22 protein-coding genes are annotated in these 24,319 nt (G+C 72.7%); 16 read left to right on the top strand and 6 right to left on the bottom strand.

The annotated features are described in order from the left end of the window. Positions 1 to 34: 34 nt before the first annotated feature. Complete coding sequence (locus ACLJQZ_RS34070) at positions 35 to 709, bottom strand: BON domain-containing protein (RefSeq protein ID WP_410623993.1); 675 nt, start codon at positions 707 to 709, stop codon at positions 35 to 37. Between the two features lie 91 nt (positions 710 to 800). Between ACLJQZ_RS34070 and ACLJQZ_RS34065 the strand changes: the two genes are divergently transcribed. Next, the gene (locus ACLJQZ_RS34065; RefSeq protein ID WP_247050248.1) at positions 801 to 1,481 is read left to right on the top strand and encodes a response regulator; all 681 of its coding nucleotides are present in this window, start codon (positions 801 to 803) and stop codon (positions 1,479 to 1,481) included. Here ACLJQZ_RS34065 and ACLJQZ_RS34060 read toward each other — a convergent pair. Continuing rightward, positions 1,441 to 2,340 (bottom strand): hypothetical protein, encoded by a 900-nt coding sequence (locus tag ACLJQZ_RS34060; RefSeq protein WP_410623991.1) that lies wholly within the window; start codon positions 2,338 to 2,340, stop codon positions 1,441 to 1,443. The genes ACLJQZ_RS34065 and ACLJQZ_RS34060 overlap by 41 nt on opposite strands. Positions 2,341 to 2,505: 165 nt before the next feature. Here ACLJQZ_RS34060 and ACLJQZ_RS34055 point away from each other — a divergent pair, with 165 nt between their 5' ends. The 9 genes from ACLJQZ_RS34055 (at position 2,506) to ACLJQZ_RS34015 (ending at position 13,768) form a co-directional block, all read left to right on the top strand. Beyond that, a complete protein-coding gene (locus ACLJQZ_RS34055; RefSeq protein WP_410623989.1) occupies positions 2,506 to 4,104 on the top strand; it encodes a GAF domain-containing sensor histidine kinase in 1,599 nt (532 codons plus the stop codon). 158 nt (positions 4,105 to 4,262) lie between these two features. Continuing rightward, positions 4,263 to 4,661, top strand: a complete 399-nt coding sequence (locus ACLJQZ_RS34050; protein WP_410623988.1) for an STAS domain-containing protein — start codon at positions 4,263 to 4,265, stop codon at positions 4,659 to 4,661. A gap of 20 nt (positions 4,662 to 4,681) precedes the next feature. Further along, a complete protein-coding gene (locus tag ACLJQZ_RS34045; protein WP_410623986.1) occupies positions 4,682 to 6,178 on the top strand; it encodes an NAD-dependent succinate-semialdehyde dehydrogenase in 1,497 nt (498 codons plus the stop codon). Positions 6,179 to 6,310: 132 nt separating this feature from the next. After that, positions 6,311 to 8,539 carry a glycoside hydrolase family 3 N-terminal domain-containing protein gene (locus tag ACLJQZ_RS34040; RefSeq protein ID WP_410623984.1) on the top strand — a complete coding sequence of 743 codons (2,229 nt, stop codon included), beginning with the start codon at positions 6,311 to 6,313 and terminating at the stop codon, positions 8,537 to 8,539. A 278-nt stretch (positions 8,540 to 8,817) separates the two neighbouring features. Next, the gene (locus ACLJQZ_RS34035) at positions 8,818 to 9,258 is read left to right on the top strand and encodes a MarR family winged helix-turn-helix transcriptional regulator (RefSeq protein WP_326948442.1); all 441 of its coding nucleotides are present in this window, start codon (positions 8,818 to 8,820) and stop codon (positions 9,256 to 9,258) included. After that, positions 9,251 to 10,636, top strand: coding sequence for an MFS transporter (locus ACLJQZ_RS34030; protein WP_410623982.1), 1,386 nt, complete (start codon positions 9,251 to 9,253; stop codon positions 10,634 to 10,636). The genes ACLJQZ_RS34035 and ACLJQZ_RS34030 overlap by 8 nt, the downstream gene beginning before the upstream one ends. Positions 10,637 to 10,666: 30 nt before the next feature. Beyond that, positions 10,667 to 11,215: a cysteine hydrolase gene (locus ACLJQZ_RS34025; RefSeq protein WP_410623980.1), complete on the top strand. Its 549-nt coding sequence runs from the start codon at positions 10,667 to 10,669 to the stop codon at positions 11,213 to 11,215. 132 nt (positions 11,216 to 11,347) lie between these two features. Next, a complete protein-coding gene (locus ACLJQZ_RS34020; protein ID WP_410623978.1) occupies positions 11,348 to 12,046 on the top strand; it encodes a hypothetical protein in 699 nt (232 codons plus the stop codon). A gap of 159 nt (positions 12,047 to 12,205) precedes the next feature. Further along, positions 12,206 to 13,768, top strand: a complete 1,563-nt coding sequence (locus ACLJQZ_RS34015) for a DNA polymerase Y family protein (RefSeq protein WP_410623976.1) — start codon at positions 12,206 to 12,208, stop codon at positions 13,766 to 13,768. 1 nt (position 13,769) lies between these two features. On the opposite strand, the gene ACLJQZ_RS34010 is transcribed toward ACLJQZ_RS34015, so the two are convergent. Both ACLJQZ_RS34010 and crcB read right to left on the bottom strand, forming a co-directional pair. Beyond that, positions 13,770 to 14,144, bottom strand: coding sequence for a fluoride efflux transporter FluC (locus tag ACLJQZ_RS34010; RefSeq protein ID WP_410623975.1), 375 nt, complete (start codon positions 14,142 to 14,144; stop codon positions 13,770 to 13,772). Beyond that, positions 14,141 to 14,614, bottom strand: a complete 474-nt coding sequence (crcB, locus tag ACLJQZ_RS34005; RefSeq protein ID WP_410623973.1) for a fluoride efflux transporter CrcB — start codon at positions 14,612 to 14,614, stop codon at positions 14,141 to 14,143. The genes ACLJQZ_RS34010 and crcB overlap by 4 nt, the downstream gene beginning before the upstream one ends. 329 nt (positions 14,615 to 14,943) lie before the next feature. Here crcB and ACLJQZ_RS34000 point away from each other — a divergent pair, with 329 nt between their 5' ends. The 3 genes from ACLJQZ_RS34000 (at position 14,944) to ACLJQZ_RS33990 (ending at position 19,857) form a co-directional block, all read left to right on the top strand. Next, positions 14,944 to 18,270 carry an error-prone DNA polymerase gene (locus ACLJQZ_RS34000; RefSeq protein WP_410623972.1) on the top strand — a complete coding sequence of 1,109 codons (3,327 nt, stop codon included), beginning with the start codon at positions 14,944 to 14,946 and terminating at the stop codon, positions 18,268 to 18,270. Then, the gene (locus ACLJQZ_RS33995; protein ID WP_410623970.1) at positions 18,267 to 18,872 is read left to right on the top strand and encodes a GNAT family N-acetyltransferase; all 606 of its coding nucleotides are present in this window, start codon (positions 18,267 to 18,269) and stop codon (positions 18,870 to 18,872) included. The genes ACLJQZ_RS34000 and ACLJQZ_RS33995 overlap by 4 nt, the downstream gene beginning before the upstream one ends. 178 nt (positions 18,873 to 19,050) lie before the next feature. Beyond that, positions 19,051 to 19,857, top strand: coding sequence for a polysaccharide lyase family 7 protein (locus tag ACLJQZ_RS33990; protein ID WP_410623968.1), 807 nt, complete (start codon positions 19,051 to 19,053; stop codon positions 19,855 to 19,857). Between the two features lie 47 nt (positions 19,858 to 19,904). Here ACLJQZ_RS33990 and ACLJQZ_RS33985 read toward each other — a convergent pair whose 3' ends face one another. Continuing rightward, on the bottom strand, positions 19,905 to 21,485 hold the full coding sequence (locus ACLJQZ_RS33985; protein WP_410623966.1) for an SMI1/KNR4 family protein: 1,581 nt from the start codon (positions 21,483 to 21,485) through the stop codon (positions 19,905 to 19,907). A gap of 100 nt (positions 21,486 to 21,585) precedes the next feature. Here ACLJQZ_RS33985 and ACLJQZ_RS33980 point away from each other — a divergent pair, with 100 nt between their 5' ends. Together ACLJQZ_RS33980 and ACLJQZ_RS33975 are read left to right on the top strand one after the other, a co-directional pair. Further along, on the top strand, positions 21,586 to 22,425 hold the full coding sequence (locus ACLJQZ_RS33980; RefSeq protein WP_410623965.1) for an LLM class F420-dependent oxidoreductase: 840 nt from the start codon (positions 21,586 to 21,588) through the stop codon (positions 22,423 to 22,425). Between the two features lie 197 nt (positions 22,426 to 22,622). Beyond that, the gene (locus tag ACLJQZ_RS33975) at positions 22,623 to 22,757 is read left to right on the top strand and encodes a hypothetical protein (RefSeq protein ID WP_410623963.1); all 135 of its coding nucleotides are present in this window, start codon (positions 22,623 to 22,625) and stop codon (positions 22,755 to 22,757) included. Here the strand turns inward: ACLJQZ_RS33975 and ACLJQZ_RS33970 are convergent. After that, positions 22,754 to 23,851, bottom strand: coding sequence for an NADH:flavin oxidoreductase (locus ACLJQZ_RS33970; protein WP_410623961.1), 1,098 nt, complete (start codon positions 23,849 to 23,851; stop codon positions 22,754 to 22,756). The two genes, ACLJQZ_RS33975 and ACLJQZ_RS33970, sit on opposite strands and share 4 nt — an antisense overlap. Before the next feature lie 101 nt (positions 23,852 to 23,952). Here ACLJQZ_RS33970 and ACLJQZ_RS33965 point away from each other — a divergent pair, with 101 nt between their 5' ends. Beyond that, complete coding sequence (locus ACLJQZ_RS33965; RefSeq protein ID WP_410623959.1) at positions 23,953 to 24,318, top strand: MerR family transcriptional regulator; 366 nt, start codon at positions 23,953 to 23,955, stop codon at positions 24,316 to 24,318. The last annotated feature ends 1 nt before the right edge of the window (position 24,319 follow it).

Raw genomic sequence — 24,319 nt, 5'->3', positions numbered from 1 at the left:
CTCCAGAGTTGAAAACGACGGGCCTGCGGGCGGTTCAGCCCGAGAGCTTCACCTGGTTGTCGACCGACGTGACGCCGGGGGCGAACCAGGCGGTCTGCTCGGCCGACCGGCGTTCGGCGGGGGTGAGCACCTCGCCGGTCAGGGTGACCTGGCCGTCGTCGATGCCGACCTCGACGTGCTGCGCGAAGCCCGGCGCGTGCCGGGCCAGCGCCGCGGTGATCTTCAGCTTGATGTCGGCCGGCGAGATCGACGTCGAAGCCTTCAGGGTGATCAGGTTCCGCACCCCGCTGATCCCGGGGAGCGAGGCGACCGCGAGGCGGGCGGCTTCGCGCTGGTACTGCCAGTCCACCGAGCCGCGCAGGGTGATGACCTGGTCGCGCACCTCGACCTGCACCGAGTCCTTCGGCACGACGACGGTGCGGCGGTCGAACACGATCATGGCCTCCCGGGCGAGATCCGCGTCCTCCGGGATGTCCGTGCCGTGGCGCACCAGGATCTTGTCCGCGGTCGTGGTCACGCCGTGGACGCGGGCGGCCGCGCGCAGGGCCTCTTCCTTCTCCGGGTACGTGCCGACGTGTCCCGAAAGGGTCGCGACGCCGTCGGTGACGGCCACGCCGATCTCTTCGGCGTTGACGCTGGGGGTCCAGGCGAGCTCATCGGTCACCGCGGTCTTGAGCTGGTGATCAGGCCTGTGCTGGATCTGTGTCATAGCTCCAGCGTTTCCCCCGCGCGGCGCGCGGCCTAGAGTCGCGGGACCCTTTCTTCCGGGGTCGTTCGGCGCGCGGGCGTAGCCTGGGGCAGTGGATGACCGCACTCGGCACGACCGGCCCGTCATCACCGTCTTCCTGGTCGACGACCACGAGCTCGTGCGGCGCGGCGTCGCCGAGCTCGTCGACGACGAACCGGACCTCACCGTCGTCGGGCAGGCTTCTTCCGTCGCCGAAGCACTGGCCAGGATCCCCGCGCTGCGCCCGGACGTGGCGGTGCTCGACGTCCGGCTGCCCGACGGCAACGGCGTCGAGCTCTGCCGGGACCTGCGCACGGCGCTGCCCGGCCTGCGGTGCCTGATGCTGACTTCCTTCACCGACGCGGATTCCATGGTCGACGCGGTCCTGGCCGGGGCCGAGGGGTACGTGATCAAGGACGTGAAGGGGCTGCAGCTGGTCGACGCCATCCGCCGGGTCGGGTCGGGCGAGACGCTGCTGGACGGCCGGGCGGTCGCCGCGCTCGTCGCCGAACTGCGGGCCACGACCGGGAAACCGGGCCCGCTGGCCGGGTTGAGCGAGCAGGAGCTCGTCCTGCTGGACCTGCTCGGGGAGAGCCTGACCAACCGGCAGATCGCCGAGCGGATGTTCCTGGCGGAGAAGACCGTCAAGAACTACGTGTCCCGGCTGCTGGCGAAACTGGGGCTGGAGCGGCGGTCCCAGGCCGCGGTGCTCGTCACCGGGCTCCACGGCGCGCAACGCCGTCCGGGCGGCTAGCGGCGAACGGGTGCTCGTCGCTGATCACGACGTCTTCGAGCAGCGCCTGCGCGGACACCGGCACGGCGGTGCCGTGGCCGAGGCGCAGCATGATCTGGGGCCAGAGCCCGCCGCCGATCAGCTGCCGCAGTTCGCGCCGGGTCGCCGGCGCCGCCATCGGCTGGGAGGACAGCGACGCCGAGATCCCGGCGGCGGTGGCCGTCAGCAGCACCCGCTGCATGGCCTGGCCGGCCTGGAGCCGGGCGAGCGCGGTGTCGTGCAGCGAGCCGATGACCACGACCAGCCGCTCGGGTTCGACGTCGAGGTCCGTCCCGCTGCCGGGCCCGGGTGTCGCCGGCGGGAGCTCCGAGCGGCGCATGATCTCGCGCAGCTGCGGCACCTGGTCGGCGGTGACGGTGGCCAGCCACGCGCGTTCCATCTCGGCGCCGCGGCGCAGCTGCCGCTGCACCGATGACGGCACGACGGCGGCGGTGAACGGACGGCGGTTGCTGTGCCGGTCGGCGATGGCCGTCACGAGCTCCTCGTCGTGCGGGGAGATCGTCTCGTACCCGTGCGGCCGCACGATGGCGAGCAGCTCGGGCCGGCCGGCGGTGGGGAACAGCCGCACGTCGGCGTGGCTGCCCTGCGCCTTGATCGCCAGCCGGAGGTTCAGCAGGGCCGCGCCGCAGTCCAGGAGCCGTTCGCGCTGGTCGCTGTCGTTGCCGGTGAGCGGGTTCGCGTACAGCTCGATGGAGTCCGGGGTGCACTGGAACCGCCAGGGCCGGGAGTTCCGCAGCGGCGGGGGAGCCGTCGCCGAGAGCAGGACGGATCGCACCTGGCTGGCGCTGAGGTGCCCGACGGGCATGACACCGGTCTTCATGGACGGCTCCGAACTGTGGGTACCCGGGATGACGCTTCCCGCACACCGTCCGCCACGGCCGGGGGCGGGCCAAGTGCCGAACGGCCTCCGGCGGCCGGGCGAAGGTCGTCGGTTGCGGTTCGGCCGGATCCCGTCCCGGTCCCGTGGCTGTGCGAGGGTGGGGGCATGCCCGAAGGAAGTGTGTCGGGCCGGGACCGGATGGCCGCGCTGCCGGCGGCCGTCCTCGCGTTCTCCGCCGGGCTGGAGCTCGAGACCACGCTGCGCCGGATCGTGGCGGCCGCGGCCGGACTGGTCGACGCCCGGTACGGCGCCCTCGCCCTGCTCGACGAAGACGGCCGGACGACCGGGTTCGCCGTCACCGGCATCGACGATGTCACCCGCGACCGGATCGGCCCGCCGCCCGCCGGCCACGGGCTGCTCGGCGCGCTCGTGGCCGGCCGGGATCCAGTGCGCCGGGCCGACCTGGGCGTCCCCGGGTTCCCGCCGGGGCACCCGGCGATGCGGACCTTCCTGGGCGTCCCCCTCCTCGTCCGCGGCGAGGTGCTCGGCCGGCTCTACCTGAGCGGCGAGCGGCCGTTCACCGCCGACGACGAACGGGCGATCGTGGCGCTCGCGGCGGCCGCCGGGATCGCCGTCGACAACGCGCGGCTCCACGAGCAGACCCGCAGCCGGCAGCGGTGGCTGGAGGCCACCGGGGAGATCGCCGCCGAGCTGCTGGGCGGCACCGACGTCCACGAGGTGCTGCGCCTGATCGCGAGCCGGACGGTCGAGCTCACCGGCGCCGACGACGCGCTGATCGCGCTGCCCGTCGACGTCGGCGGTGCCCTGGTCGTCACGGTGTGCGCCGGCCCGGACGCCGACGCCCTGACCGGCCGCCGGATCCCGCTCGACGGGTCGACGTCGGGCGCGGTGCTGGCCGACCACGTGCCGCGCAGCGTGCCGAGCCTGGCGTTCGACCTGGCCGACGGCCTGGGCGTCGACCTCGGGCCGGCGCTGGCGGTGCGGCTGCGGTCGGGGGAGTCCACCGCCGGGGTGCTCCTGGCGATCCGCGCGCCCGGGGCGGCGACGTTCGACGAGCACGAGCTCCAGATCGTGTCCGCATTCGCCGACCAGGCCGCCCTCGCCCTGCGCGACGCCGAGAGCCAGGCCGCCCGCCGCGAGCTCGACGTCGTCGTCGACCGCGACCGGATCGCCCGCGACCTGCACGACCAGGTCATCCAGCGGCTGTTCGCGGTCGGCCTCGGCATCGAGGGCACCCGCCGCCGCACGGACTCGCCCGCGGTCGTCGTCCGGCTCACCCAGCACATCGACCAGCTCCAGGACGTCATCGAGGAGATCCGCGGCGCGATCTTCGACCTGCACGCCGAACCGGGCGCCGTGCGCGGCCTGCGGGCGCGGCTGCAGGACGCGATCACCGACACGACGGCCGACTCCGCGATCCGCACCACCGTGCGGTTGTCGGGGGCGTTCGACCGGGTGCCCGCGGCCTTGGCCGAGCACGCGGAGGCCGTCGTCCGCGAAGCCGTCAGCAACGTCCTGCGGCACGCGCGCGCCGCCGAGCTGACGATCACCGTGTCCCTGGAGGGCGACCTGGTCGTCGAGGTCTCGGACACCGGCATCGGGATGCCGGAAGCCGTGGTGCGCAGCGGGTTGCGCAACCTCGAGCAGCGCGCGGCCGAAGCGGGCGGGTCCTTCCGGGTGGAACGCCCGGCCGAGGGCGGCACCCGGGTCGTGTGGGCGGTGCCGTTGCCCGGGCGTTCGTGAATGTTTCGTGATGCTTGAAGTTCACCCGATCCGGGTACATCCCGGGTGTCCACGGTTCAGCCGAGTAGCCGTTGTCCCATTCGCCGGTGCCCCGCACCGGCCTCGCGGCGACGGCTCGGTCCGCGGAGTCGCCGTCCGCCACGGAGGTGACAGCCATCATGCGCGATCCCCTGGACCGCTTCCACCGCAGCACCTCGACGCTCACCGTGACCACCACCCACGACTCGACGGTCGTGGCCGCCACCGGTGACCTCGACGGCGCCATCGCCGAGCACCTGCTCGGCCGCCTCGCCGACGAGGTCGCCCTGCGGCCGCAGGCGCTGGTCATCGACCTGAGCCGGGTGGCCTTCTGCTCGGCCCGCGTCCTGCGCGTGCTGCTCACGACCTCGGCCGACGCGCACGCCGCCGGCATCCCGTGCGTGCTCGTCAGCGACCAGCGCGCGGTCCTGCGCCCGATCGCCGTGCTGGGGCTGGACCACCTCCTGCAGGTGCAGCCCAGCCTCGCCGCCGCCCGGGAGTGGCTGGAGGTGCTGGGCACCGCCGACGTCACCGGGTAGCGCCGGTCGGGAAGCCGGGTGTGCCGTTCGCGGAGCAGGTGCGCGAGGTGGTCGCCACGCCGGGTGACCGGCGTTTCCCGTACTCCTCGCGCGGGTACGCGAAGCTCGACGATCTTTCGGAGAACGATCTTTCGGCGAGCGAGGAGTGCACTGTGGCCATCGCGACGGTCAACCCGGCGACGGGCGAGCGGGTCCGGGAGTTCGACGCGCTCACCGAGGAGCAGCTGGACGGCAAGCTGCGGCTCGCGGCGGAGGCCTTCCGCGCCTACCGGAAGACGTCGTTCGGCGACCGCGCCGCGCTGCTGCGCCGGGCCGCGGACATCCTCGAGGCCGAGGCGGACGAGCTGGGCCGCCTCGCGACGCTCGAGATGGGGAAGACCCACGCCGCCGCCGTCGCCGAGGTGCGGAAGTCGGCCAAGGGGTGCCGCTGGTACGCCGACCACGGCGCGGAGATGCTCGCCGACGAACCCTGGCCGGTCGAGGGCGCGAAGGTCTTCACCCGGTACGAGCCGCTCGGGCCGGTGCTCGCCGTCATGCCGTGGAACTTCCCGTACTGGCAGGTCTTCCGGTTCGCCGCGCCGGCGCTGATGGCGGGCAACGTGGGCCTGCTCAAGCACGCGTCGAACGTCCCGCAGTGCGCGCTGGCGATCGAAGACGTCCTGCGCCGCGCCGGTTTCCCCGAGGGCGTGTTCCAGACGCTGCTCGTGCCGTCCTCGGCGATCGAGGCCGTGATCGGCGACGAGCGCGTCCGCGCGGTGACGCTGACCGGCAGCGAGCCGGCGGGTCGTGAGGTCGGGGCCGCCGCAGGCCGCAACGTCAAGGCGAGCGTGCTCGAACTGGGCGGCGCCGACGCCTTCATCGTGATGCCCTCGGCGGACCTGGACAAAGCCGTCGAAGCCGGCGTCGGCTCGCGGACGCTGAACAACGGCCAGTCCTGCGTCAACGCCAAGCGGTTCATCGTCCACGAGGACATCGCCGAGGAGTTCACCCGGAAGTTCACCGAGAAGATGGCGGCGCTGACGGTCGGCGACCCGATGAAGGACGACACCGACCTCGGCCCGCTGTCCTCGGCCGACGCCGTCGAGACGATCCACCAGCAGGTGAGCGACACCGTCCAGGCCGGCGCGCGGCTGCTCACCGGCGGGAAACCCCTGGACGGCCCGGGCCACTACTACCCGCCGACCGTGCTGGCCGACATCCCGGACGGCTCGCCGGGGCACCACGAGGAGTTCTTCGGCCCGGTGGCGCTGATCTGGCGGGTCCGCGACGTCGACGACGCCATCCGCGTCGCCAACGACTCGCCGTTCGGCCTCGGCGGCAGCGCGTGGACGGCGGACCCGGGGGAGCAGGAGCGGTTCATGACCGAGGTCGAGACCGGGATGATGTACCTCAACGAGTTCACCCAGTCCACGCCGGAAGTCCCGTTCGGCGGCGCCAAGAACTCCGGGTACGGCCGCGAACTGGCGTCGTTCGGGCCGCGGACGTTCGTCAACGCCAAGACGGTCTGGATCGCCTGACGCGCGGTCGCGGTGACCGGCCGAATTGACGGGCCCTGGCGGGCGGGAACGTGTCTATCCTGATTGGCCGGTTTCGCTCGCGAAAGGGTCCCCGCCATGGAACAGACCGATCGTCCGACCACGACAGACGGAGTGAACCGGCGCAGCCTGCTCGCCGGGGTCGGCGGCCTCCTCGCCGCCAGTGGTGTCGCGTCGAGCAGCTTGCTCGCGCCACCCGCCGCCGCCGATCCCGTCGCCGCCCGGCCGGAACGCGACGACCGCGTCGAGGGCCTGCTCAAGAAGATGACCCTCGCCGAGAAGCTCGGCCAGCTGCAGCTGCTCGGCAACGAGACCGACGCGCGCACGGCGCTGGCGACCGGCCAGCTCGGCGGTGTCTTCTCGGTGGTCGGCGCGGCGAAGCTCAACGCGTTGCAGCACATCGCCGTCGAGCAGACGCGGCTGCGGATCCCGCTGATCTTCGGCCTGGACGTCATCCACGGGTACACCACCAACTTCCCGATCCCGCTGGCCCAGGGGTCGAGCTTCGACCCCGCCGTGGCGGGCGCGGACGCGTCGGTGTCGGCGAAGGAGGCCCGGCGCAGCGGCATCCACTGGACGTACGCGCCGATGATGGACGTCACCCACGAGCCGCGCTGGGGCCGCATCGCCGAGGGCTACGGCGAAGACCCCTACCTGGCCACGAAACTCGCCGTCTCGAAGGTCCGCGGCTACCAGGGTGACGACTACTCGTCGCCGGACCGCCTCGCCGCCTGCGCCAAGCACTTCGTCGCCTACGGCGGGGCGGAAGGCGGGCGCGACTACAACACCGTCGACGTCTCGCTGCAGCGGCTGCACAACTTCTACCTCCCGCCGTTCAAGGCGTCCGTCGAGGCCGGCGTGGCTACGGTGATGGCCGGCTTCAACACCATCAGCGGCGTGCCCGCGCACGGCAACGGTTACGTCCTGCACGACGTCCTCAAGGGCGCCTACGGCTTCCGCGGGTTCGTCGTCAGCGACTACACCGGCGTCGAGGAGCTGATCCTGCACGGGCTCGCCGGTGACGGCGCCGACGCCGCGGCGGCCGCGCTGCCGGCCGGTGTCGACATGGAGATGGTCAGCACGAACTACGTGCAGTACGGCCAGCAGCTGCTGGCGCAGCGGCGGATCACGCGCGACCAGATCGACGACGCCGTCCGCCGGATCCTGCTGGTCAAGGTCAAGCTGGGGCTGTTCGAACGGCCGTACGCCGACGAGGCCGTCGAGGTCAAGGCGCCGTCGCCGGCCGCGCTTGCGGCGTCACGCCAGGCGGCCGGGCGGTGCATGGTGCTGCTCAAGAACGACGGCCCGGTGCTGCCGCTGGCGAAGTCGGTCGGCTCGGTCGCCGTCGTCGGCCCGCTGGGCAACGCGACCTACGACCTCAACGGGACCTGGTCGGGCCTCGGCACCGGCGCGGCCACGACGCCGCCGGTGACCGTGGTCGACGGGATCAAGGCCGCGGCACCCGGGGCGGCGGTGACGTTTACCGCGGGCTGCGCCGTCGAAGGGACCGACACCAGCGGGTTCGCCGCCGCGCAGCAGGCGGCCCGCGCGGCCGACGTCACCGTCGTGGTGGTGGGCGAGACGGCCGCGATGAGCGGTGAGGCGGCGGCGCGCAGCAACATCGACCTGCCGGGCGTCCAGCAGCAGCTGGTGGCCGCGATCAAGGACACCGGGAAGCCGTTCGTGGTGGTGCTGGTCAACGGCCGGCCGCTGACGATCCCGTACCTGCACGACAACGCCCCCGCCATCCTCGAGGCGTGGGCGCCGGGCGTGCAGGGCGGCCACGCGGTCGCGGACGTCCTGTTCGGCACCGTGAACCCGGGCGGCAAGCTGCCGGTGAGCTTCCCGCGCGCGGTCGGGCAGATCCCGATCTACTACAACCACGAGAACACCGGCCGCCCGGCCGACCCGGCGAACAAGTACACGTCCAAGTACCTCGACCTGGCGTCCGGCCCGCTCTACGAGTTCGGTTTCGGCCTGTCGTACACGACGTTCCGCGTCGACGGCCTGCGCCTGTCGGACACCCGGCTGCCGGCCCGCGGCGGCCGCATCCAGGTGAGCGCCAAGGTGACCAACACGGGCGGCCGCGCCGGCGACGAGGTCGTCCAGCTGTACGTGCGCGACCCGGTCGCCTCGATCGTCCAGCCGGTCCGCCGGCTGCGCGGCTTCCAGCGGGTGACCCTGGCCGCGGGCGCGTCGACGACGGTCTCGTTCACCCTCACCCCCGAAGACGTCGGCTTCTACGACAACGCGGCGAAGTTCCGGGTGGAGCCGGGCAAGATCGAGGTCTACGTCGGCACCAGCTCGGCCGCCACCCTGACGTCGACCTTCACGGTGGTGTGACCCGTAACTCGCGTGCTCAGGCACGTGACCCGCGTGCTTGAGCACGCGATTCGCGTGACTGGGCACGTAACTCGCGTGATGGGGGCCGGAACTCACGAGTTCCGGCCCCCATCACGTCGGATCCGGTCCTGATCACGCGAGTTCCGTCTCCGATCACGCGAATCACGTCTCCGATCACGTGAGGGACGGGTTCGGTCCGCCGGTGTGACCCACGAGACATACAGGTAACTGTACAGTCTGACTGTACATTTCCTGCCGCCGCGGTTACGGTGACGGGCATGGGTGATCAACTGTCTCCGTCGGCCGTCGAGGCGTCACAGCGGGTCCGCGCCGTCATCCGGCGGCTGCGGCGGGGCATCGCCGGCGCCTCGGATCCCGGTGATGTCACGCTGTCGCAGGCCACGGTGCTGACCAGGCTGGCCGACAGCGACGGCCGCACCACCAGCGACCTCGCCGCGGCGGACGGGGTGCGGCACCAGTCGATGACCTCGACGGTCGCCGCGCTGCTCGACCTCGGCCTCGTCAAGCGGCGGCCGGACCCCCGGGACGGCCGCCGCCTGCTGGTCACCGTCACGGCCAAGGGGCGCCGGCACGTCGAGGCGGGCCGGCAGGCTCGTGGCGAGTGGCTCGCCGCGAGGCTGCAGGAGGAGTGCACGGAGGAGGAACGGCAGACCGTCCTGGCCGCGATGGCCGTGCTGGACCGGCTCGTCCATGAGTGACCGGACCGTGGACGACCGGACACCGGAAGCCACGAAGACCGGCTTCGACCGCGGGCTGATCCCGCCGATGCTGCTGGGGTCGATCCTGAACCCCGTCAACTCCACGATCATGGCCGTCGCGCTCGTCCCGATCGGCGCGGCGCTCGGTGCCCCGCCCTCGCAGACCGCGTGGCTGGTCTCGGCCCTGTACCTGGCCACGGCACTCGGCCAGCCGATCGTCGGCCGGCTGATCGACATCTTCGGCCCGCGCAAGCTCTTCCTGATCAGCGCGAGCCTGGTCGGCGTCGCGGGCGTCATCGGGACCGCGGCCCCGGGCCTCGGCGTGCTGATCGCGGCGCGGGTGCTGCTCGGCTTCGGCACCTGCGCCGGCTACCCGGCCGCGATGGCGTTGCTGCGCAGCGAAGCCGAGCGCACCGGGGAGGACAACCCCGCCGGCGTGCTGACGGCGCTGGCCGTGGCCAACCAGACCATCGCCGTCATCGGCCCGCTGCTGGGCGGCCTGCTGATCGGCCTCGGCGGGTGGCGCGCCACCTTCGCGCTCAACGTGCCGCTGGCCGCGGCGGCGGTCGTGCTGGGCCTGCTGCGGCTGCCCCGCGCGCGGGAGACGTCCACGCGGGAACGCTGGACCGCCCGGCTCGACCTGCCCGGCATGGGCCTGTTCGCCGTGATGCTGGTGGCGCTGCTGCTGTTCCTGATGAACCTGCGGCCGAGCAGCTGGTACCTGCTGGTGCTCGCCGTCGCGGCCGGCGCCGCCTTCGCCGTGCGGGAGCTGCGGGCCGCGATCCCGTTCATCGACCTGCGGGTGCTGGGCGGCAACGCGCCGCTGCTGGCCACCTACGGGCGTGCGCTGGTCGCCTACATCGTCTCCTACGCCTTCCTCTACGGCTTCACGCAGTGGACGGAGGAGGGCTTCGGGCTCTCGCCGTTCTACGCCGGGCTCGTGCAGATCCCGATGTTCCTGGTGGCGATCGTCATTTCGATCACCACCGGCCGGCGCCGGGGCATGCGGGGCAAGCTCCTGGTCGGCGCGCTGGCGCAGATCGCCGCCTGCGTGCTGATGCTGGTGCTCACCGGCGAGGGGCCACTGTGGATGTTGCTGCTGATCGCGGTGGTCTTCGGCATCCCGCAGGGCGCGGTCAGCCTGGCGCTGCAGAACTCCGTGTACCACCAGGCCGATCCCGAGCGCACCGGCTCGTCGGCCGGGCTGCTGCGCACCTTCGCCTACGTCGGCTCGATGGTCGCCTCCGCCACGACGGCGGTGGCCTTCGGCCCGCACGCGAGTACCGCGGGCATGCACACCCTGGCCTGGGTGATGCTCGCCGCCGGCGTCCTGTTCCTGCTGATCACGGTTGCCGACCGCAGCCTGCGCCACGTCTGAACTCCCTTGTCCGGCAAGAAAGGCACGACCTTGTCCCGCACCGCCCTGCTCGCCATGGACCTCCAGAACACCCACCTCGCGCGCGTCCCGGACGGCTACCTGCCGCGCGCCGCGCGGGCGCTGGAAACGGCGCGCGGTCACGACGTCCCGGTGATCCACGTCGCGCTCCGGCTGCGGCCGGACCACGCCGACGTCCACCCGCGCAACCGGATGTTCGGCGCCGTGCCGGCCGGCCGGTACACCGCGGCCGACGAGGGCGCGGCCATCCACCCCGGTGTCGCGCCCCTCGACGGCGAGATCGTCGTGTACAAGAACCGCGTCAGCGCGTTCGCCGGCAACAACCTGCACCAGATCCTCGGCGCCCAGGACGTCGGCCACCTCGTCCTGGCCGGGATCGCCACCAGCGGCATCGTCCTGTCCACCGCGCTGCAGGCCGCCGACCTCGACTACGGCGTCACGGTGCTGTCCGACGCCTGCGTCGATCCCAGCCCCGAGCTGCACGACGTCCTCGTCACGCAGCTCTTCGCCCGCCGCGGCGACGTCGCGACGGTCGGGGAGTGGGCCGGAAGTCTCTCCTGACGCGCTCGACTTGACAGTGGCCGCTGCCGTCTCGCAGGATGCGAACAGGTGTTCGATAGTAGTCCTGGGTTCGCCCGCGGGTCCCTTGCGGGTGTCTCCGGTACGGGTTCGTGGTGCTGGAGGTGAGCGGTGGTGGCGGTACCGGAAGCGCTCACGTCCATCCCCGGCGTCCGGGTGGCTTCCCAGCTGCGCGAGCCGCATCCGGACGTCACTCAGACGGGTGAATCTCTGCCGCTGACCCCGGCGCTCGCCGGCCTGTTCCCGGCTGGTGGCTTGCGGCGCGGCAGCACGGTGTCGGTCGCGGGGTCGACGTCACTGGTGCTGGCGTTGCTGGCCGAGGCGACGCGGGCCGGGTCGTGGGCGGCGGTGGCCGGGCTGCCGGACCTGGGCCTGGCGGCGGCCGCGGAACTCGGCGTCGACCTCGACCGGATCGCGCTGGTGCCCCGGCCCGGCGCCGAGGTGGTCGCGGTGCTGTCGGCGCTGGTCGACGGGTTCGACCTGGTCGTGGTCGGCCCGGTGGTCGCCCGCGGCGTCCAGCCCCAGGTGGCCCGCCGGCTCGCGGGCCGGGTCCGCAACCGGGGCGCGGTCCTGCTGGCGGCCGGGCCCTGGCCGGGGGTGGACCTCGAACTGCGCGTCTCCCGGCGTCGCTGGCGAGGAGCCACCACCGACGGCCACGGCCACCTGCGGGCACGCGACATCGTGGCGACCAGCCGGGGCCGCGGCGCGGCGGCCCGGCCGCGGACGGTGGCGCTGCAGCTGCCGGGCCCCGGCGGCGCGGTCGCGCCGGGCGAGCCCCCGGCCGGACGGCGGCTGGTCGAGGTGGCCGGGTGAGCGGGGCGGCCTGCCGCGCGCGAGGTGAGCCGGGCCGGTGTGCGATGTTTCGTTGGCGGCCGAGCGATCGCGCGTGCGCGGTGGGCGTGGCGCTGCCGAGCGATCGCGCGCACCGAGGGGCCGGGGAGCAGTCAGGCGATCACCCGCCAAGGCCGCCGGGTGAGTGACGCGCCGCGGCTGCTGGTGCTGTGGTGCCCGGACTGGCCGGTCGTCGCCGCCGGGGCCGCCGCCGGGACGCCGCCCCTCGCCCCGGCCGCGGTGTTCTCCGCCAACCGGGTCGTCGCCTGTTCCGCGGTCGCGCGGCAGCACGGCGTCGTGCGGGGGATGCGGCGCCGCGACGCGCAGTCCCGCTGCCCGGATCTCGCGGTGCATCAGCACGATCCGGAACGGGACGCGCGGCTGTTCGAGCCGGTCGCCGCCGCCGTCGAGGGGCAGGCCGTGGGCGTGGAGGTCGTGCGGCCGGGGATCGTCGCGGTGCCCGTCACCGGTGCGGCCGGGTACTTCGGCGGCGAGGAGGCCCTGGCCGAGCTGCTGCTCGACGAGGTGTCGGCGAACGCCGGGGTGGAGTGCCAGGTCGGGATCGCCGACGGCCTCTTCGCCGCGACGCTGGCCGCCCGCCGCTCCGCGTTGGTGCCGGCCGGCGCGGCGGCCGGGTTCCTGGCGCCGCTGTCGATCGCCGAGCTGAACCAGCCCGGGGACGACCGCGGCGAGCTGGTCGGCCTGCTCAAGCGGCTCGGGCTGCGGACGCTCGGCGCGTTCGCCGCACTGACCGAACGGGACGTCGCGGGCCGCTTCCCGCGCGACGCGATCACCGCGCACCGGCTGGCGCGCGGGCTGTCGGAGCGGCCGCCGTTGCGGCGGGCCCTGCCGCCGGAGCTGTCGATCACCGAGGAGTTCGAGCACCCGCTGGAACGCGTCGACGAAGCCGCGTTCGTCGCGAAGACGCTGGGGGAGCGGTTCTTCGCCGGGCTGGCGCGGCACGGGCTGGCGTGCACGCGGCTGGCGATCGTGGCCGTGACGGAGGCGGGCGAGGAACGGGTGCGCGTCTGGCGCTGCGCCGAGCCGCTGACCGCGCGGGCGACGGCGGACCGGGTGCGGTGGCAGTGCGAAGGCTGGCTCACCGCCCGCGACGGCCGGCCCACCGCCGGGATCGTCCGGCTGCGCCTCGACCCGGAGGAGGTCGTCGGCGGGCAGGCGTTGCAGCTGCAGCTCGGGTCGATGGGCCGGGACGCCGACGCGGCCGAACGCGCGGCCCGCGCGCTGGTCCGGATCCAGGGCCTGCTCGGCCCGGACGCCGTCGTCACCCCGCTGCTGGACGGCGGCCGCGGGCCCGCCGAGCGGGTGCGGCTCATCCCGTGGGGCGACCCGCGGACGCCGGTTTCGCCGGACGCGCCCTGGCCGGGACGGCTGCCCGCGCCGTCCCCGGCCGTCCTCGCGGCCCACCCGGCCCGGGTGCTGGACGACCGCGGTGCCGTCGTCGGCTGCACCGATCGCGGCGAGCTGACCGGCCCGCCGGCGACCGTCGCCGTCGAGGGCCGGTCACCGCGGCCGGTGCTCGCCTGGGCCGGCCCGTGGCTGCACCACCCGGCGCTGACCGCCCGCGGCCGGCGCCTGGCGCGGCTGCAGGTGGTGGTCGAGGACGAGACCGACGAGGTCGCCCTGCTGCTGACCGTCACCGTCGGCGGTACTCCACAGTGGACGGTCGAGGGCAGTTACGACTGACTCACCCGAACACCGCCTGGGCCACCGCCGTGCCGAGGTAGGCCGCGCCCAGCCCGGCGAGCACGCTCGCGACGACGTTAGCGGCGGCGGAGAGCTTCGTCCCGGTTTCGGCCAGCCGGAGCGTTTCGTAGGAGAACGTCGAGTAGGTGCTGAGCGTGGCGCACAACCCGGGGCCGATCAGGTGCTGCAGCGGCTGGGGCACGGTCGTCGCGGTCGCGGCGCCGGTCAGGAAGCCGAGCACCGTGCAGGCGACGAGGTTCACCGTGAAGGTGCCCCAGGGGAAGCCGGTGTCGTGGCGGGCCTGGACGGCGCGGTCGGTCAGGTAGCGCAGCGGGGCGCCGACCAGGGCGCCGGCGATGACCATGAGCCAGTTCACGAGCGGCTCCCGAGACGCGGGGCGCGGCGGGTGAGCGCCGCCGTCGCCCACACCGCGGCGACGGCGGCGGCGACCGTGGCCACGAGGTAGAGCAGGGCGGTCAGGGCGTGGCCGCCGTCGAGCAGGTGCTGGGCGTCGACCGCGTAGGTGGAGAAAGTCGTGTAGCCGCCGAGGATGCCGGTGCCGAGGAAGGGCCGCACCAGCGGGTGGGCCGCCGGCATCGCGGTGATGACCGCCATCAGGACGCCCATGGCCGCGCAGCCGGTGACGTTGATCCAGAACGTCGTCCACGGGAACCCGCCGGAGGCGGTGGGCCACAGCAGGGTGGCGCCGTAACGGGCGCAGGCGCCGAGCACCCCGCCGGCCGCGACCACGGCGACGGTCTGGCGGTGACGGCGCCGCGGATCACGCGGCGGCGGGGGATCGTCGGCGATGTCCGGGTCGATGGGCTCGGAGTGGTCCAGAGGCACGGCGGGCAGGCTCCTACCTGATCGGGGCACGAGAGCGGCCTCGTACGGCGTGGTTCAGGTAGGGACCGTTGGCGGCCGGATCGCCGCGGTTCGGGTACGGCGGGCCCCACCGCCGCGCGGCCCGGTGAAGGCGGCCGCGCACTCAGGGTAACAGCGCCCCGACGCCCTCGATCACAGCCCTCACCGGACGGTCTACCTGCGGTTATCGATGTCACGCCGAGTTGACAGCGCGCTCTTCCCGGCCCAGGATCAAGGGCGATAGTCGTACATGTGTTCGAACAGTAGTCGCTGACTTCCCCGCAGCGAACTCGTGTCGTGGGGAGCTGGCGTTGGCGTTCAACAACCCGAACGTGCCGTGGTCCGAGGTCGAGCGGGTCGCGTCCGGTCGCGCCCCCTTCCCGGGGGACGGCGGCGATTCGCCCGCGTGGTCGCGCAAGCGTGACGGCTACGCCGGGGCGCCGGCCGACCTGCGCAACCGCCGCGGCCGCGACGACGGCGGCGAGCGGCTCCGGGCGCCGTACGCGGAACTGCACGTCCACTCCAACTTCAGCTTCCTCGACGGCGCCTCCCACCCCGAGACGCTCGTCGAGGAGGCCGCGCGCCTCGAACTGGACGCGCTGGTGCTGACCGACCACGACGGGATGTACGGCGCGGTCCGGTTCAACGACGCCGCCCGCGAGCTCGGCGTCCGCGTCGGCTTCGGCGCCGAGCTGTCGCTCGACCTCCCGGCGCCGCAAGGGGGTGAGCCGGATCCGGCCGGGTCGCACCTGCTCGTGATCGCCCGCCAGCAGGAGGGGTATCACCGGCTCTGCCGGGTGATCTCCCGCGCGCAGCTGGCCGGCGGCGAGAAGGGCCGCCCGGTCTACGACGTCGAGGAGCTGGTCGACGAGCTGGCCGGCCACGTCGTGGTCTTGAGCGGCTGCCGCAAAGGCGCCGTCCGCCGTGCCCTCGCCGAGCGCGGGCCGGCCGCCGCGCGCGCCGAGCTGACCCGGCTGGCCGGCTGGTTCGGGCGCGGCCACGTCGCCGTCGAGCTGATCGACCAGCGGCTCCCGCACGACTCGGCCGCCAACGACGTCCTCGCCGAAATGGCCGCCGACCTGCGGTTGCCGACGATCGTGTCGAACAACGCGCACTACGCCCGCCCGGACGACGCCGTCGTGGCCGAGATGGTGGCCGCGGTGCGGGCGCGGCGGTCGGCCGAGGAGCTGGACGGGTGGCGGCCGCCGTCGGGGCAGGCGTTCCTGCGATCCGGGGCCGAGCAGCGACGCCGTTTCGAGCACCGGTATCCCGGCGCGGTCGGGCGGGCCGCGCTGCTGGGCGTCGAAGTCGCGTTCGACCTGCAGGTGGTCGCGCCGGACCTGCCGCCGTTCGACGTCCCGCCCGGCCATGACGAGATGTCGTTCCTGCGCGACCTGACCTGGGCCGGCGCGCTCACCCGCTACGGGCGCCGCGAGGACAACCCGAAGGCCTACGCCCAGCTCGACCACGAACTCGACGTCATCAAGCAGCTCGACTTCCCGGGCTACTTCCTCGTCGTCTGGGACATCGTCCGGTTCTGCCGCGAGGCGAACATCCTGTGCCAGGGCCGGGGATCCGCCGCCAACAGCGCGGTCTGCTACGCCCTCGGCATCTGCCACGCGGACCCGGTGAAGTGGAACCTGCTGTTCGAGCGGTTCCTGGCGCCGGAGCGGGACGGGCCGCCGGACATCGACATCGACATCGAATCCGACCGCCGCGAAGAAGCCATCCAGTACGTCTACGAGAAACACGGCCGGTTCCACGCCGCGCAGGTCGCGAACGTCATCACCTATCGGGCGCCGTCGGCGATCCGAGACGCGGCGAAAGCCCTCGGCCACAGCGTCGGGCAGCAGGACGCCTACGGCAAGCTCGTCGACCGCTGGGGCGGCGTCACCGCCATGAAACAGCAAGCTGCGGGCGACATCCCCGACGACGTCCTCGACCTGGCCGCGCGGCTCGAGGACTTCCCGCGCCACCTCGGCATCCACTCCGGCGGCATGGTCATCTCGAAGCAGCCGGTGTCCGAAGTGGTCCCGGTGGAGTGGGCGACGATGGCCGACCGCAGCATCCTGCAGTGGGACAAGGACGACTGCACCAGCGTCGGCCTGGTGAAGTTCGACCTGCTCGGCCTCGGCATGCTCTCGGCGTTGCACTACATGATCGACCTCGTCGCGGTGCACCACGGGTCCACTGTGGACATCGGGAAGCTGGACCTGGCTGATCCGGGCGTCTACGACATGCTGTGCGAGGCCGACGCGGTCGGGGTGTTCCAGGTCGAGTCCCGCGCGCAGCTGGCGACGTTGCCGCGCTTGCGGCCGCGCAAGTTCTACGACCTGGTCGTCGAGGTCGCGTTGATCCGGCCCGGCCCGATCCAGGGCGGTTCGGTGCACCCCTACATCCGGCGCCGGCGCGGTGAGGAGCAGTGGCAGCACGCGCACCCGCTGCTGTCCGGCTCTCTCGACCGGACGCTGGGGGTGCCGTTGTTCCAGGAGCAGGTGATGCAGATGGCCGTCGACGTCGCGTCCTTCACCGGCGCCGAAGCCGACCAGCTGCGCCGCGCCATGGGCGCCAAGCGGTCGAGTGCGAAGATGCACGCGCTGATGGCGCGGTTCTTCGCCGGGTGCGAGGCCAACGGCCTGGACCGCGAACTGGCGACGCGGATCTTCGAGCAGATCCACGCGTTCTCCGGTTACGGCTTCCCCGAGGCGCACTCGATGTCGTTCGCGTTGCTGGTCTACGCGTCGGCGTGGTTCAAGCTGTACTACCCGGCCGCGTTCTGTGCGGGGTTGCTGCGCGCGCAGCCGATGGGGTTCTACAGCCCGCAGTCGCTGGTCGCCGACGCCCGCCGCCACGGCGTCCTGGTGCGGGAACCGGACATCGACGCCAGTCTCGCCCACGCCACCCTCGAACCCGAACCGGACAGCACCGGCGCCGTCGCGTTGCGCCTCGGCCTCGCCGGCGTCCGGCACCTCGGCGACGACGTCGCCGAAGCGATCGTCGCCGAGCGCGACGCGCACGGGCCGTTCGCGTCGATCGGTGACCTCACCCGCCGCGTCCAGCTGAAGAAGACCGCCGTCGAAGCCCTGGCCACGGCCGGCGCGTTCAGCGGCTTCACCCCCGATCGGCGGCAGGCGCTGTGGGCCGCGGGGGCCGCCGCCGCGACCCGGCCCGGGCACCTGCCCGGCCTCGCGCCCGGCCTGGACGCGCCCGCCCTGCCCGGGATGACCCGGTTCGAGGTCACCGCGGCCGACCTGTGGGCCACCAGCGTCTCGCCGGACAGCCACCCCGTGCAGTACCTGCGCGAATACCTCGACAAGCGCGGCGCGTTGACGGTCGCGGATCTGGCGCGGGCGAAGGACGGGACGCGGGTGTGGGTCGGGGGAGCGGTGACCCACCGGCAGCGGCCGGCGACCGCGGGCGGGATCACGTTCTTCAACCTCGAAGACGAGACCGGCATGGCCAACGTCCTCGTCTCACCCGGGCTCTGGAACCGGCAGCGCCTCGTCGCCCGCACGAGCGCGGCGCTGCTGGTCCGCGGCCAGGTGCAGGCGGCCGAAGGCGTCGTCACGCTCGTCGCGGACCGGCTGGAACGGCTCGACCTCTCGATGGCGACCGGGCCGTCGCGTGACTTCCGGTGAGCCGGGCGACCGTCGGCGGGCCGGCGTCCGGGACGCGCGGCGAGTACGGCGAGCTCCTCCCCGTGCGCCCGGCGACCGCGGCGCCGCCGGTGGTGTGCCTGCGCGGCCACTACCTCGCGCTCTTCGGGATGATCAAGAGCCACAGCCCCCGCTACCGGCTGCACACCACGCTCTGCGAAACCTGCCGCAAGCAGGAGGCCCCCGACCCGGGCGAACGCCGGCTCGCCGAGTGGGCGCACCTCGACGTGAAGGTCCAGCACGCGCCGGGCGCCGCGCCGCAGGACGGGCTGGTCCTCGTCGCGGTCCCGCCCGCCGCCGGGTCGGCGACGGGGAAGATCGAACTGCGCCTCGACGGGCGGGCCACCGGCACGGCGTCGCTCACGTCCTGTCCGCTGTGCCGCACGGCCACACTGGACTACGTCCACGTCGAGGCCGCCCACCGCCGTCTCGGGTACGGGCGCACGCTGGTGAGCGCCACCCTCTTCCGCGCGCCGGGCTACACGTGGACGGCGCCGGTGCCGGACGGCCCGGTCGCGCGGGCCTTCCGCGCGCGCATCGCGCTGCCCCGCACCGGCCCGCTCTGCGTCCACCGCGGGAAGTGAGTGTCCCACTCAATGTGAACCTCACCTTGACAGCGAGCAACACCGAACTTAATCTCCTTCATCGTTACTCTCTTTTCGGAAACGCATTTATTCACATACGTGAACAAACACATACGTGAACAAATGAGTGAGCGAAGTCCTCTCCCCGCTTCGCTTCTTGCCGTGAAAGGACGCCACCATGCGTGTGCGCGCTATGCTCACCTTTCTCGCGATCCCGGCATTGCTGGCCGGGACCGCGATTTCCGCCGAGGCATTCCCCAGTGCCGAAGTCAGCGGAATCGCGTTGGCCCCCATGGCCGACCCGGGAGTTGCCCCCGGTGGCAACTTCGACCTCTCGACCTGGCAGCTGCAGGAGCCGGTGGGGTCACCGGGTTCGCCGACGACGATCTCGTCGTCCCGGCTGCAGGGCTCGAACGGATTCCAGGACTCCTACTTCTACACCGACACGCGCGATGGCGCGATGACATTCTGGGCGCCGGAAAAAGGCGTCACCACACCCAACTCGAATTACGCGCGATCCGAGCTGCGTGAGATGAACAAGAGCGGCTCCGCGGCGAACTGGTCGTTGAGCGGGTCGCACAAGCTGAGCGCCACCCTGCGCGTGGTGTCGGTGACGTCCAACGTCTGCGTCGGCCAGGTCCACCTCGGCACCGGCGGTTCGTCCACGAAGCCGCTGCTCGAGCTGTACTACCACTCGAACGGCGACATCGTGCTGGGCACGGAGAACTCACCCGACGGCGGCCAGACCGCGCACACCGTCGGCCACGTGGCCATCGGCAAGACGTGGACCTACACGATCGGCATCTCCGGCGGCAACACGATCGACCTGACGGTGAACGGCAGCACCACGCACTACGGCATCCCGTCGTCGTTCAAGGCGTACAAGCAGTACTTCAAGGCCGGTTCCTACAACCAGTCCTCTTCGGACAGCACGACGAAGGGTGCGAAGGTCGCCTTCTACGGGCTGACCGTGTCGCACAGCTGATCGGCTCGGTTCCCCGGGTGGGCGGACACCGGCGGGTGTCCGTCCACTCAGGACAGAACGGCGGAGATCTCGACGACTTCTCCCGTCGAATCGCCGCCACCGAAGGCTTGACGCAGTTCGGCCATCTCCGGCAGCGTCGTGCGGCCGGTGACGAGCAGCGCGGCGAGCCGGGGCAGTGGGCGGCCCGCGTCGAGCAGGCGGCGCACCTGGTCGCCGTCCACCTTGAGCACGCGCAGCTCCGGCAGGTCGCAGACCTGAGCCAGGTCCGGCACCGCCGAGCCGGACAGGTTGAGCCGGGTCAGGCGGGGCAAAGTGGTCAGCACCGCGAGGTCGAGCGGCAACCGGATCTTCTCCAGCTGGAGGTCCCACAGCACCGGGTGCCCGGCCAGGACGCCGAGGTCGACGCGGCCGCCGCTGATCCGCAGCGACTCCAGGGCCCCGAGCCCGCCGATCGACGGGGTCACCGCCGCCGCGCGGTTGACCTTGAGCATCCGCAGCGACGTCAGCGGCTCGAACACCGCGAGGTCGGTGTCGGCGGGGTCGTTGAGGTAGACCTCCTGGACCAGCTCCGGATCGCGCAGCCCGGCCACCACCGCGGGCAGGCTCAGCTCGGACGCCCGCGAGACGACCTCGCTGTAGGAGCGTTCCCCGCCGTCGCGGAGGCTGGTTTCGGCGAACAGGTACTGCTCGCCCGGATCCTCGTACTTCCCGGCCCGCAGCGTCTCGACGACCTCGGTGAGCATGGCGGTGAGCGACGCCGACACGTACCGCAGCGGGCCGTAGATGTCCCGGCCGTACTCGAGGACCTGGCCGGCATGGCCCCGCTCGGCCGGGTCGAGGTCCACCGCGAGGTAGTTCATCGCGCGGTCGCCGCCGAAGGTGACCCACGAGTCGTTGCGGGACAGGCGTTTCACCCGGCCGAACGGCACCGTCTCGAACACGACGCCGTCGTCCTCCACGTCGTCTTCCCAGCCGTAGGAACCGGGATCGCCTTCGGTGTAGTTGCCGACGAGCCGGTCGAGGGAGTCGTAGGAGTACGGGCTCAGCAGCCCGGTCTCCTCCGGGTCGCCGTCCGCCAGCAGGTACAGCGCGCGCAGGTCTTCGGGCAGCCGGACGCCGATCCGGGCCTCGGCGGCGGCCAGGTCCGCCTCGGTGCGCCCGGGCGGCCACGGCGGGGGAGTGCCCTTGATCCCGGCGTACAGCTCGGCGAACTCCCCGGCGAGCCGGGTGACCTCGGCGAGCACCGCCGGGTCCGTCGGCGCTCCGGTCGGCACCGCGGGCCGGGGCAGGCCGGGCAGGGGGTGCCCGGGGTAGCGGAACGCCTCGTCGAACACCAGCCGCCCGGGTGACACGGCCGCGATGTCCGGCCGGGCCGTGAAGACGTACGCACCGCCGGCGGCCAGCCTGACCTCCAGCACCGCCGGTGGCCGTTCGAACAGGCGCCGCGCGATCGACGTGTAGTCGACGCGCAGGCTCTCCCGCACGTCACTCCACGCGGTGCACGAAACCGAGCCACCCGTGTGGCGCAGCTGCAGGGTGGCAGCCGACCACAGTTCTCCCGCGGCCGCGCGCAGCGCCGCGGCCATGTCCTTCGCGATGTCGCCGTACCCGGCGTCCCCCGTCGTCACGCGACGGAGCCTAGCGACGGGGTCCGACAAAAGCCGCGCATCGGCTGTGACCGCCCGCGATGACCCGCCCTGGAGGAACTCCAGGGTTACGCTCGTGATCATGCGATTCGCCATCAAGACCTCGCCCCAGGACACCGTCTGGGCGGACATGCTCGCCGTGTGGCAGGCCGCCGATGAGATCGAGCTGTTCGAGTCCGGCTGGACGTTCGACCACTTCTATCCCATTTTCTCCGATTCGACCGGTCCGTGCCTGGAAGGGTGGGTCACGCTCACCGCGCTCGCGCAGGCCACCCAGCGGCTGCGGCTGGGCACGCTGGTCAGCGGGATCCACTACCGCCACCCCGCACTGCTCGCGAACATGGCCGCGACGCTCGACATCGTCTCCGGCGGCCGGCTGGAGATCGGCATCGGCGCGGGCTGGAACGAGGAGGAGTCCGGCGCGTACGGCATGGAGCTCGGCACGGTCAAGGAGCGCAGCGACCGGTTCGAGGAAGGCTGCGAGGTGCTCGTCGGGCTGCTGACCCAGGAGACCACGACGTTCCAGGGGCAGTACTACCAGCTGACCGGCGCGCGCAACGAGCCGAAGGGCGTGCAGCGGCCGCACCCGCCCATCTGCATCGGCGGCAGCGGTGAGAAGCGCACCTTGCGCACCGCCGCGAAGTACGCCCAGCACTGGAACTTCGTCGGCGGCACGCCCGAGGAGTTCGCCCACAAGCGCGAGGTGCTGCACCGCCACTGCGCGGACATCGGCCGCGACCCGAGCGAGATCACGCTGTCCTCGCACGTCCGGCTCGGCCCGGACGCGGACTACGCCAAGGTCGCCGCCGAAGCCGAAGCACTCGGCGAAGCCGGCCTCGACCTGGCGATCGTCTACCTGCCGCCGCCGCACACCCCGGCCGTGCTCGAGCCGCTGGCGAAGGCGCTCGAGCCGCTGCGCTGACCTGATCCACTTCCCGAACAAGGAGCCGAAGCGGCTCCGGACCACGAAATTGGCCGAACAGCGCGCGGACGGCGCCGGTACTCGGTAGCGTCGTGCCCGCGGGTCGGCGCGCTCCCTCCCCCTCGGCGCGCCGACCCGCGTTTACGCCGGCCGGGTGCGGCCTTGGTGTGTAGCTCAACCGGCCGCGGCCCGCCGGAGTGTGCGAGACGTTCCTGATCCCGGAAGCCGAAGACCCGGACGCCCGCAACCAGGCGCTTGCCGGCTGGCGGACCCGCAACGACAGGCTCGGCACGCTCACCACCTGGCCCACCATCAGCCTGCGTGCCGGCTAGTGCAGCACGCCCAGCGCCGCGGGTGAAAACGGCGTGATGTCCTCCTCGCGGCCGGTCACGATCTTCGTGGCCCACTCCGGGTCCGCCAGCAACGGGCGGCCGACGGCGATCATGTCGAACTCGTCGGCCTCCAAGCGGTCCAGGACGTCCTTGATGCCGGTCGTGGACGCCGAGACGCTCGACGTGAACTCGGTGTCGAGGCCGATCGAGCCGACCGTGATGGCCGGTTTGCCGGTCAGCTTCTTGGCCCAGCCCGCGAGGTTGAGGTCGGAGCCGTCGAAGGCCGGCTGCCAGTAGCGGCGGGTCGAGGCGTGGAAGGCGTCCGCTCCCGCGTCGGCCAGCGCGCCGAGGATGACGCCGAACTCCTCGGGGCTCTCGGCGATCCGGGCGGTGAAGTCGTTCATCTTCCACTGGGACAGCCGCACGACGATCGGGAAGCCGGGGGCGACCGCGCGGCGGATCTCGCCGACGACCTCGGCGGCGAACCGGGTCCGGGCGCGCAGGTCGCCGCCGTAGGCGTCGGTGCGGTGGTTGGTGCCCGACCAGAGGAACTGGTCGATCAGGTAGCCGTGGGCGCCGTGCAGTTCGACGCCGTCGAAGCCGAGCCGTTCGGCGGTGCCGGCGGCCTCGGCGAACGCCCGGACGACGTCGTCGATGTCGGCCCGCGTCATCGTCCGGCCCGGCTCGCCGGGGCTGCCGTCCCCGGACACGGGCACTCCGGACGGGCCGATCGCGGGGGCGTCCGGATGCGGCACCGCGGCCCCCTTGCGGGTCATCCCGACGTGCTGGAGCTGGGGGAAGATCACGCCGCCGGCCTGGTGGACGGCGTCGACGACCCGGGTCCAGCCGGCCAGGGCCGCGTCGCCGTAGAGGCGTGACACCTGGTCGTGCTCGCCGGACGACGGGTGCCCGACGTAGCTGGCTTCGGTGATGATCAGCCCGGTGCCGCCGGCCGCGCGCCGGGCGTAGTAGGCGGCGAGCTGCTCGGTCGGTACGCCGTCGGGTGACTGCGCGCGGGTCATCGGCGCCATCGCGACCCGGTTCGGGACGGTGAGGTCGCCGAGCACGAGCGGGCGGGACAGGGTGTGCGTCACTGGAATCGCTCTCCTTCGTGAGGTTCCCTGTTACGCTAGAACCTCACGTAGACGTGAGATTCAACGTCGAGTGCGACGGATCACTCCGAGAGGGAGCGGCGATGCGGATCGGGGAACTGGCCGCGAAGGCGGGCGTGAGCGTCCGGGCCTTGCGGTACTACGAGGAGCAGGGGCTGCTCGTGCCGGAACGCAGCTCCGGCGGCCACCGCCACTACTCCGACCGCGGGGCCGACCTGGTCTGGCTGATCCAGCAGTTCTACGCCGCGGGGCTGTCCAGCAAGTCGATCCTCGCGATCCTGCCGTGCGTCGAGACCGGGAAGACGACGCCCGAGGCGCTCGCCCTCCTCGTCGCCGAACGGGGGCGCATCGACCGGCAGCTGACCGAGCTGGCGCGGGCCCGGGACAAGCTCGACACCGTCATCGCGAACGCCGAGGCGCCGTGCGACCACGCCTGCCGCCCGGAATGAC

The sequence above is a fragment of the Amycolatopsis sp. cmx-8-4 genome (genome assembly GCF_046548675.1).
GTDB lineage: Bacteria > Actinomycetota > Actinomycetes > Mycobacteriales > Pseudonocardiaceae > Amycolatopsis.
The sequence above is the reverse complement of the archived record's forward strand: the minus strand, read 5'-3'. Positions and strand labels throughout refer to the sequence as shown.